Source organism: Methanoregula sp. (assembly GCF_049518935.1).
Lineage (GTDB): Archaea > Halobacteriota > Methanomicrobia > Methanomicrobiales > Methanospirillaceae > Methanoregula.
Genome location: NZ_JBEKRH010000036.1, coordinates 1 through 8,046, shown reverse-complemented (window position 1 = coordinate 8,046; position 8,046 = coordinate 1). Strand labels below are relative to the sequence as shown.

Sequence of the window (8,046 nt, the reverse complement as noted above, 5' to 3'; positions counted from 1 at the left end):
AACCTGCCCCATAACCCCTTCCGGCTTTCGATTGTGGCGTTCAGCGGACTGAATTATATCGGGAACGCCGTTGAACACGGTATTGAGATCAAAACAGAGATCGGAGCCGGTAATATACGGTTCTCGAAAATCATGGAAACCCGCTGATCAGATCCAGGAAATATCATCATGTTTCCTGGTCTTCTTATCCTGTTTTACGGCTTCGGCTGATCCTGTCCCGGTAGCGTTGTCCGTGGGTGCATCATCGGGATCTGGTGTCACGTGGGATTTTTTTGTGAGGTTAGTATGAATAAGTGACTGGTCCCTGCTTGACGGTATCGGTGACCCGCGGACGGTCTTACCGGAAAAGATCCCATCTTTTGCCCTGAACGCCGGGTCTTTCACGGTGACAGGTCTCTCTTCGGGTTCAGGACCGGCGGAATACACCGGAGTGGTGGGATACTCCGGTGATGGTGGTGTATTCTCCTGGGGTAATTCGTCCGGTTGCGCATCCGGCAGCCGGTGAGCCTGTACCAAAACTACCTCACGGGCAGGGCTCCGTTTTTTAACGATAATAGTCCGCGTTTCAGGTGTCAGCGGGATATCCTGTGAGGGTTCCCGTACAACCGGATGTTGATGTGAGGCCTTGTCAGGTATACTCTCCTGTTTTTGGCGAACGAGCTGATGATGTACCTGGTGGGGCTGGGAGAGATCATCACCCGGTTTTGGCCTGCTGCCGGAGAATGCCATCATCCGCTGTCGCTGCAATTCCAGTTCAATCCTGCGGCGTGCAGCTTCCTGTGCCTGTGTATCCGTGGGACTTTTTGCCGGTGATGCATTGTTCTGTCCGTGAACCTCGCGAGATACATGGGGGCTGGCGGTTACCCTGTGTTGTCCCGGGCCCTCCCCTGTATGCGTGACAACATGACGGTGCTGGGGCGGCGTGATCTCTCTTGCAATATCTTCCTTTCCTGCATGATACGTTTGCCCTCCGGCAGGTGTGTGTGCACCTCCCACCGCACGCGGTTTCACGGGAGGTACCTGATCCGTCAGGGCTTGTGCATGGCTCCGGCCAGCTGATCGCGGAAGGGTTTCAGCAACCGGCGTCTCATCTCCCGGGGCTGCCCGTGGTGCATGTACTTCCGGGGGTGGGAGCGGTTCCTGGCTGCGGACCACGTCACGGGCTTTAGGTCGAGCAGTGTCTTGTTCCTTCTCCATTTTCATCGGAAGAACGATCATATCATCCCGTAATTTTCCTGCAACCCGCTGCTGCAGGGACTCCCGCTGCGGCGGTAAATGGGCCTGGGAACGGATCTCCCTGAGTTCCGTGATCCGGGGGATATTCTCAAGGCCCGAGAGCATGACGATGATTGCGACATTTTTCGTATTCATGACCGGGTAATCCCCCGACCGTGTTTCAATACCCCGTATGCTCCGGTCAATCCATTTCCTCACCGTCATGAAACCTTTCATGGAGAGTTCATGTGAGGGACCTGCCACAAGTACCAGTGCCTTATGAGCGCTCGTCATATCGCAGGGTGTGGAGATCTCATGATAAATCGCTTGTTTGGCCAGCTCCACAATACGCGAGGCCCTCTTCTTGTCCTCCTCGTTGAATACCCCCGCAGGTTTCAGCTGGTCCAGGAATGCCAACGGGTTGCTGGGGAGTCGCTCCACGGCATAGCCGATGGTGATGAACCCCATACCTTTCATGGTATTGAGCACTTCGCCGGAGTCCAGTACAACTTCTGCAAGATCAATCCCCCCGTCAGCCCGGAACTCTCCCGCTTTGAGGATAAGGCTGATCCGGCGGACTATGGCCTCGTTGAGAAGATTATACGTGGCAAGTTCAGGCGATATCTCCGGCTCCTTTTTCCCGAAGCCGAGCATTTCGGCAAAGCCTCTCTCTTTTTTTACCAGTTTGGCGTGGCCAGCCCGGATCTTTTTATACCATGTCTCATTATCGAACAATATCAAACCGTCAAGAAGCGGTGACAGGATATCAATATCATCGGCAGCCTTCCCGGATTTCTTCTCGCCTTCGGCAAGGCAGGGAAGGGTTACAAGCCCGAAGATGGGCTCGACAATCGATGCTCTCAGGCCGGCGATCACGTGCGGTGCGATATCTGCCATGCTCCCGCCGAGTCCGCAACAGATGATAATGGCATCTGTCTCTCCTGACTCAAAATTGTGGACCCTTGATACGATCTCGCCGATATCTATGGTTGCTGTTGCATCCGAAGCCACAGACGCCGCAGCATTGCCCGGATCAAATGTCGGGAAGAAGATCCGCGAAGCATGGGGAATACCGGTGAGATTCTGCAGGGTCGGTTCATCGACATCCACCGCAAGTGCCTCGATACAGGCGACCCTGCTGCTACGCCTATCTGTAACGTACAGGCTGTCAACTATCCTGCAACCTGCCCCGCCTAATCCGATTGCCACTATCCGCATAGCGCTAACCTATAAAATTGTTTGATCCGGGGTCGCTGTATACCGTAATACTAGTATTGTTCGGCCGGAGTTCAATATCTTATAGGATACTAGCACGTAGAGAAAAAAATATTTTCTATGACTATACCGGGTCGTTTCCCGCTGGGGACATCAGGGAAACTGCAAATGGTTCCTGAATGGGGAGATCATCCTGCGTCTGCCCCGGCTTATGGAAGATTCATCGTCCGTTTCCTCAAAAAAACCGTTAAAATGGGTGATTTGTGAACGAATGCCTTCAGGAAGCCAACGTAAAATGATAATTTATTTAAACGCGTGTACGGTAATACTCAATAAGGTGAACAAGCCTTGACATATGGAATTGAATTCGTACCAGGAAATGTCAATGTAAAGCAAGTTGTTAACTTCTGTAAACTTGCTGAATCCAAAGACATTGATTTTGCATGGATCACCAACCACTACAACAACCGCCACTGCTACCCCACGCTTGCCGCCATCGCGCAGGCAACCACGACCCTGAAGATGGGTCCGGGTATCATGAACGCCTTCACCGACACCCCCGCTGCAATGGCATCCTTTGCCTGCACGCTGAACGAGATTTCCGATGGACGTGCAGTTCTCGGTATCGGTCCCGGTGACCTATCCACGCTCCCGAAGCTGGCAATCAACCCTGATAAGCCGGTCGGACGCCTCGAAGAAGCCGTTGTCCAGATCCGCAAGCTCTGTGCCGGTGAAGAAATCAAGAAGTCAGGAATGCAGTTCTTCGATTACGACGGTGCAAAGCTGACCGGTGTCACCCTCCCCGGAAAGAAGGGTATCCCGGTGTACATCGGTGCACAGGGCCCCAAGGTTCTTGAGCTCGCCGGAAGGATCGGCGACGGTGCATTGATCAACGCATCCAACCCCAAGGACTTCGCCATTGCAATCCCGATCATCAAGGCAGCAGCTGACAAAGTCGGCAAGAAAAGCTTTGATATCGGTGCATACACCGCAATGTCAATCGACCAGAGCGAGAAGAAGGCCCGTAATTCAGCCAAGATCGTTGCAGCATTCATTGCAGCCGGCTCTCCGGAAGCACTGCTCACCCGTCACGGCCTCGACCTCAACAATGTTGCCAAGATCAAGGCAGCACTGGGGAAGTTCGACTTCAAGACGGTCGGAGAACTTGTCGGAGACAAAGAGATCGATGCATTCACCATCGCCGGAACCCCTGAGATGGTCAAGCAGAAATGCGCAGACCTCACCAAGGCAGGCGTCACACAGATCATCTTCGGTTCACCACTTGGTCCCGACATGACCAACTCCATCCGCCTCCTCGGCAAGTACGTTGTATAAGCGCAGAACACAATACTGCCCTGATACAGCCGAAACAGGCCTTGGCAGAAAATTTTTTCCTTTTTTCATTTCTGTAAGATTTTCCGGCAGTCATCATCCATGTCGGGCAAATGACTATCAGCTCCCGCCGGAAATATACCATTGAACGGAATGTTTTCGATCACCGAAGTTTCAACTCCCAATGGAATAGTGCAGTTCCGGGAGGAGCAGTTCACCGGGTTCCGATGCCGGATCAGCCCTGATCGATCGAAACGGCATAAAGATCATCAGACATTTATTCCCCCGGCACCTGAGGACTGCCCCTTTTGCAGGGACCGTATTTTTTCGGTTACCCCGCCATTTCCTGATGGCAAGCGGATCATACGGGGTGAAAGTGTCACCTTCCCGAATATGTTTCCGTTCGGACAGGGCCATGTAGTTACCGTTCTCACCCGGGATCATTACGTGGAGATGTTCAGCAGGCAGCAGCTCGTGGATGGGCTATTGAGCCAGGCCGAGGCACTTCGTCGTTATGATGGCTACCCCAGCATTAACTGGAATTTTCTCCCTTCAGCAGGAGCAAGTCTCGTTCACCCGCACATGCAGGGACTGTGCGACAGCAGGCCGTCGCGAATTGCCGGGCAGTACCTTGGGGTGAGCAAAGAATACCGGAACTCGCATGGCAGGTGCTACTGGGACGTAGTAAAAGAGGAGGAAAAAGCATCCGACCGGTATCTGTCCGGTGAGGAGATAGTCTGGGCCGCAAACGCTGTACCGGTGGGGGAGCGTGAAATCCGCGGATATCTCCCGATCACTACTCTAGACGAACTGGAGCCGTATGTTGATCTTCTTGCACGGGGTATCCTTGACGTGATCTCCCTGTACCGGAAACTCGGGACCTATGCATTCAACCTGGCCGTCTTTTTTGACCACCCGGGAAATGATAATGGCTTCAAGGCGTTCTGCTCTATAATTTCCCGGATTAACCCCAACCCCTCATCCACGAGCGATTCGGCATTCATGGAACGGTTGCACCTCGAGCCGGTCATCATGACACTGCCTGAGGATATAGGAGCACTCTACAGAAACGGAAAAAAATAAAAAAAATTTACTCGAATTTTGCAACGAGTTTGTTCTTGGAGACAAGCGTGCCGTCTTTCTTGTGAGGCTTGCGCATAATGCTGTCGCCAGCCTTCTCAAGTTCGCGGGCCTCATCGCCAAGGGCTGCTGCAACCTTCATCATTTCGTGGGCGCTTGCAACGATCGGGATGTATTTCTCCCATTCCTTGGTCATGAAGCAGCCCTTAACATTCTGACCTGCAACCGCCATTGCGATCTCATGGGCAGCGCGGGCCTTTGCGAGTGCATAGGGGTTGGTGAATTCACCGTCGACAGCCTTGTCGGTGGTCATGATGATCTTCGGGAGCTCAAGTTCTGTGCCCTTCTTGCCGGCCTTCACCTGGTCGATGACCTTATCAAGAGCGAGCTGCATCTTGCGGAATGCACCGGTAAGTGCCAGCACTTTGACAAGGTTGCCGTTGAAGTCGGCCATCTCAACGGGGTCAAGGAACTCGCGGCGTGCACCGATCATGGAGTCTGCCTTCATGATGATGTAGCCGAACTTGGTGTCGGCCTTGACGGCTTCCCACTCCTTTTTCGTGGTTACATCATCAGTGATGATGACAACTGGGATGCCTGCTGCAGCGAGCTGTTCACGGGCACCAGTCGGCCCGGGGAGGACGCCGTTGGGGGAGACTACAATACAGAAGTCGGGTTTCCATGCCTTCATGTTGGAAACCACACGGTCAACATCCGCCGGCTCGAGTTTTGTGCCGCTGGTCGCCATGAATGTCTGCATATCTTCACGGTCTGCCCTCTCGTCGAGGAGCAGCTCTGCCATTACACCACTTGCAATGTTGCCTAATTTTGCAACGCCTACTTTAACAACCATCTATATCACCTCGATATTTTTTATAACACGTTATTATGACCCGGTATTCATATAAACATTTTGAAATGTCTTGTTTCCTCGTAAAAAAGAGGAAAAACTATTTTTTTACCTTATATAATGGATTTCCCATGTGAGTGAACGGAACAGTTCTCCCCCGTAACCTGCCCGAGTTAACGAAAAGTGTTTAAGTTCTGACGGAAAAGTTCATTGTATGAAGGATGGGTTGCTCACGGATCGCCAGATGGAGGTACTCCGGTATCGCAAGCAGGGTATGACCCAGCAGCAGATCGCCGATATCATCTCCACCTCGAAAGCCAATGTCTGTACCATTGAGAAAAGCGCGATGGAGAATATTCGGAGGGCAAAGGAGACCCTTGAATTCCTTTATACCCTTGACGCAACCCATCTCTGTACTATTCCGTCAGGAACTGACCTTTTTAATGTTCCTGCCATCATCTTTGGAGAAGCGGAAAAGATCAAGATCAAAGTGAAATACGATACAATCTCCCTTATCAACCGTCTCAGGGAATCCCGATCACAGGCATGCAAGGCGAGAGCGGTCTGTGAAGATATTATCGTCTACATCACCGATCAGGGTGAATTGTATTTCGGATGAGCCTGTTCCCCAATCCATCAAATCCTTCCTATACCCCGTTTTTCCCCCCAATTGCTGGCATATGTTTATATCCTCTTTTATGCAATAATAATGGAAGCCGATATGAGGTTATCCTCTGCAGATCCAGCGCCCGGTTTACCGGTCCGGATCTGCATACGGCGGAACCGTGCATCCGGACACTGGAACAGCGGTTCTGCCGTGGGTACACCTCGATTGGTCAACCTTTCCGCAAGGGAAGGTATACCGAGAGGGAGTTGTGATCCGTCACAACAGGCTGACAGAGTAGGTCTGATCAGGCGCATGGGCCAACGTTCGTGCAACGAGCCCGTTCCCCCTGCTGCGTAAGAACAGCGGGTGGATGCGTCATTGTCAGGATCTTCTTTCGCGAGACAGGAATGCCGGGCACACCGGCACAGCGATGGGTACAATCTCATACGTATCTCCAGAACAGGGCAACGTAATCATCATCGGAATATCATGCAGGCAATCTCCGATTGCCTGCATGATTACCGGTGCATATCCGTTTCCCTGAGTCGCGTGTTGGCTTAAAAAACAGGCCAAAATTGTCACACATCTCGGATTAATCTCTCAAACGTGTCGCAATGAGAATAACCTACACGCAAGATAAAGGATTGATCAACACATGCCAAAAATAAACAGACCACGTCGTGGTTCTCTTGCATTCAGCCCGAGAAAGCGTGCAAAGAGCCCAATCCCGAAATACCAATCGTGGCCTCTTAGTGAGGGAGCACCGATCCTGCAGGGATTTGCCGGGTATAAGGTAGGTATGACGCATGTAATCATGGTGGACGATCACAAGAGCAGTCCAACCGAAGGCAAAGAGATCATGGTGCCCGTCACGGTGATTGAAGTCCCGATGATGAAAGTAGCCGCGATCCGTGCCTACAGCCGGGATACATACGGCAAACATGCATTTACCGAACTCTGGGCAGACCAGCTTGACACCGTGCTTGGACGCAGGATCACCCTGCCAAAGGACTACAACAAGGAAGCCGCGCTGAAGAAGTTCACCGATGCGCTGTCTGCCGGACTTGTAGCCGAGATCCACGCGGTAACATACACACAACCCGCATCACTTTCCGGTGTCCCCAAGAAGGTACCCGATCTTATGGAGATCAAGATCGGTGGTGCAGATGTGAAGAAGATATTCGAGTTTGCACAGGGACTCCTTGGAAATGAAGTTGCGCTCACCAACGTGATCCAAGCCGGAGCATATGCAGATATTACTGCAATCACCACCGGTAAGGGAACGAACGGTGCCGTAAAACGCTGGGGCATTTCACTGCGCAAGCGCAAACACTCAGTTGGTGGAAAAGAACGTCACCTCGGGACCCTAGGACCGTGGAACCCCCACCATGTCAGGTGGCAGGTCCCCCAGATCGGTCAGCTGGGATTCCAGCAGCGCACCGAGTTCAACAAGCGGATCTTAAAGATCAGCGAGAATGCGAGCGAGATCACCCCCGCCGGTGGCTTCCTCCACTATGGTGTTCTCAGGAACCCGTACATTCTTGTCAAGGGTTCTATCCCCGGCCCGGTAAAGCGGCTCATCCGTATCAGGCCCGCTATCCGCCAGGGCGAACATGTCGTCAAGTTGCCGGCAATCCAGTTTGTGAGCACCCAGAGCAAGCAGGGATGATCAGAGATGAAAGCACAGGTTAAATCACTTGAAGGCGGAATCACCAAGGACATCGAGCTTCCGGAGATCTTCTCCGAG

General features: G+C 52.4%; 7 protein-coding genes. 5 read left to right on the top strand and 2 right to left on the bottom strand.

Going from position 1 to position 8,046, the window contains the following annotated elements:
* Positions 1-3 precede the first annotated feature (3 nt).
* Positions 4-147 (top strand): NrpR regulatory domain-containing protein, encoded by a 144-nt coding sequence (locus ABSE13_RS12795; protein WP_424028905.1) that lies wholly within the window; start codon positions 4-6, stop codon positions 145-147.
* On the opposite strand, the gene ABSE13_RS12790 is transcribed toward ABSE13_RS12795, so the two are convergent.
* Complete coding sequence (locus tag ABSE13_RS12790) at positions 148-2,433, bottom strand: tubulin/FtsZ family protein (protein ID WP_424028904.1); 2,286 nt, start codon at positions 2,431-2,433, stop codon at positions 148-150.
* Between the two features lie 345 nt (positions 2,434-2,778).
* On the opposite strand from ABSE13_RS12790, the gene ABSE13_RS12785 reads away from it, so the two are divergent.
* Both ABSE13_RS12785 and ABSE13_RS12780 read left to right on the top strand, forming a co-directional pair.
* Entirely contained in the window at positions 2,779-3,765 is a 987-nt protein-coding gene (locus ABSE13_RS12785) for a 5,10-methylenetetrahydromethanopterin reductase (protein WP_424028903.1), read from the top strand.
* Positions 3,766-3,915: 150 nt separating this feature from the next.
* Positions 3,916-4,845: a galactose-1-phosphate uridylyltransferase gene (locus ABSE13_RS12780; protein ID WP_424028902.1), complete on the top strand. Its 930-nt coding sequence runs from the start codon at positions 3,916-3,918 to the stop codon at positions 4,843-4,845.
* 7 nt (positions 4,846-4,852) lie between these two features.
* Here ABSE13_RS12780 and ABSE13_RS12775 read toward each other — a convergent pair whose 3' ends face one another.
* Positions 4,853-5,695, bottom strand: coding sequence for a F420-dependent methylenetetrahydromethanopterin dehydrogenase (locus tag ABSE13_RS12775; protein WP_424028901.1), 843 nt, complete (start codon positions 5,693-5,695; stop codon positions 4,853-4,855).
* Positions 5,696-5,906: 211 nt separating this feature from the next.
* Between ABSE13_RS12775 and ABSE13_RS12770 the strand changes: the two genes are divergently transcribed.
* Positions 5,907-6,311, top strand: coding sequence for a Tfx family DNA-binding protein (locus ABSE13_RS12770; protein WP_424028900.1), 405 nt, complete (start codon positions 5,907-5,909; stop codon positions 6,309-6,311).
* A gap of 643 nt (positions 6,312-6,954) precedes the next feature.
* Positions 6,955-7,968, top strand: coding sequence for a 50S ribosomal protein L3 (locus tag ABSE13_RS12765; RefSeq protein WP_424028899.1), 1,014 nt, complete (start codon positions 6,955-6,957; stop codon positions 7,966-7,968).
* The last annotated feature ends 78 nt before the right edge of the window (positions 7,969-8,046 follow it).